3 protein-coding genes and 1 pseudogene are annotated in these 1,362 nt (G+C 36.4%); 1 reads left to right on the top strand and 3 read right to left on the bottom strand.

The window, feature by feature from the left end; translation table 11 throughout:
* Positions 1 to 141 (top strand): annotated as a pseudogene (locus BKK52_RS10820) (IS1595 family transposase); the annotation flags it as partial.
* A 90-nt stretch (positions 142 to 231) separates the two neighbouring features.
* On the opposite strand, the gene BKK52_RS10825 reads toward BKK52_RS10820, so the two are convergent.
* From BKK52_RS10825 to BKK52_RS10835, 3 genes are all read right to left on the bottom strand, one after another.
* On the bottom strand, positions 232 to 417 hold the full coding sequence (locus BKK52_RS10825) for a hypothetical protein (RefSeq protein WP_077478680.1): 186 nt from the start codon (positions 415 to 417) through the stop codon (positions 232 to 234).
* Positions 414 to 809 carry an Imm8 family immunity protein gene (locus BKK52_RS10830; RefSeq protein WP_077478681.1) on the bottom strand — a complete coding sequence of 132 codons (396 nt, stop codon included), beginning with the start codon at positions 807 to 809 and terminating at the stop codon, positions 414 to 416. Before BKK52_RS10830 ends, BKK52_RS10825 begins: the two co-directional genes overlap by 4 nt.
* 6 nt (positions 810 to 815) lie before the next feature.
* A partial coding sequence (locus BKK52_RS10835; RefSeq protein WP_208606159.1) for a hypothetical protein occupies positions 816 to 1,362 on the bottom strand: 547 nt, incomplete at its 5' end.

The raw sequence follows: 1,362 nt of genomic DNA on the forward strand, positions 1-1,362 counted from the left end.
CAAGCCAAGCGGATACTCCGAAAATATAATGGAATCGACCGAAAAAATTTTCCCTTATTCTTGAAGGAATGTGAATTTCGGTTTAACTTTGGAACACCAAAAGAGCAACTTAAAATGTTGCGAAAATGGTGTGGAATTTAGGGCTAATCTACGTCAGCCCCTTATCTTTTGTGCTATCGCCATTTGTCATCTCGTGGATTTGTTTGTTGAGATAAGGCGAAGCCAAAGCCACTATCCAAGCCCGAGCTTGTTGATTTTCTCCCGTTCTTCATAAGTAGCAATACTAATGGCGTTATTCGTAATTTCCCCTATCACTTTCGCCATTTCTTGCCGCTCTTGCACTTTCTGCAAGTCTTGTTTGGCGACTTGCTGATTGGCATTTAGCACGGAAAAATTAATTCGTGCGTGGATTTTCAATCCACATCCCCTATCCCTATGCTCGCTAAATCAACAAACTTATGATTTTCATATTCCCAGTCAAAATGACGTCGTAATTGTATTAACACATCGCACCAGCTCTCTCCCGAAATGCTATTTATAAAATATTTAATTTCTTTTTCTATATCATCTATATCATCTATATCATCAGCAACAATAAAACTTTTAGATGCCAAAATTACTTTTCCATTTTTAACTAACTTAGTATTAAATACATCTACGTCAAAATAATCTCCCCCATCTTTTTCTTTTTCACCTATAGTTAATGACAATTGTAAATGATATCCAGAAGGATCAAGTATGGATAATTGAGCTTCATTTTTTGAGTGTAAACCGCAATAATTAATATCTTTTAAATCAGCAATGATCATGATTATTTATTCCTTAACATTAAAATGTAAATTACTTTCAGATTTTTCTATATATTTACCTTTATTCTTATCATAAGTTTGAGTTATCCGTTCAAAATTAGCTTGAACTCCTGTTATCGCATAAGGTGAATTAGACTTATTCTTAGCAGGTCTATACCTCCTTGTTCCATCTGCACTTGTTAATCCCCCATCACTATTGCGAATAGCTCCATTTCCAACCCACTCCTGTGCCAATCTATCAACTTCTTGACGAGAAAATATTCCATTTATAGTTAGATTTCCTTTGCCAAAAGCTGCATGCTCCAATACAGGATTTTTTGTGACTACATTATGGAGATTTTCTATGGCTAGCTGTTCTTTTAATTTAGGATACAACGCTATATTTTCTGCCCCTGTCGAAATCCTTGTGGTTTGATTTTCATACCCTGTCGTTTTACCAACAACCGGCAGTGCTTCATTTGCATTTATGCCTTTCGGTAGTTTGGTTTCAGCATAATTTAATATTGTCCCAGCCTTCGCTGTGCCACCGATCCCCACCGCATACCCACTCTCC

The sequence above is a fragment of the Rodentibacter trehalosifermentans genome, assembly GCF_002000545.1.
In the GTDB taxonomy this organism is placed as follows: Bacteria; Pseudomonadota; Gammaproteobacteria; order Enterobacterales; family Pasteurellaceae; genus Rodentibacter; species Rodentibacter trehalosifermentans.

Bases quoted from the DNA above. Each gene is read 5' to 3' on its own strand.
- BKK52_RS10830 (WP_077478681.1), bottom strand. From the start codon at position 809: ATGATCATTGCTGATTTAAAAGATATTAATTATTGCGGTTTACACTCA.